The organism is Streptomyces sp. ADMS (assembly GCF_033441795.1).
Classification (GTDB): domain Bacteria; phylum Actinomycetota; class Actinomycetes; order Streptomycetales; family Streptomycetaceae; genus Streptomyces.
On the sequence record NZ_JAVFVX010000642.1, the window covers coordinates 1 to 235 of the forward strand.

Here is a 235-nt window from a genome sequence, read left to right on the forward strand (position 1 = left end):
CACCGGTGTCGCCTTGGGTGCCTTGGGTGCCGGTGTCGCCCTGGAATCCCTGGAATCCCTGCGTGCCGGTGTCGCCTTGGGTGCCTTGTGTGCCGGTGTCGCCTTGGGTGCCCTGAGCACCGGTGTCGCCTTGGAAGCCTTGTGTGCCTTGAGCGCCGGTGTCACCTTGGGTGCCCTGAGCACCGGTGTCGCCTTGGGTGCCTTGGGTGCCGGTGTCGCCCTGGAATCCCTGGAA

1 protein-coding gene is annotated in these 235 nt (G+C 67.2%); it reads right to left on the reverse strand.

What is annotated here, in order from left to right:
• Positions 1-235: hypothetical protein (locus RB628_RS42305; RefSeq protein ID WP_318325873.1), on the reverse strand; the 235-nt coding region annotated here is incomplete at both ends.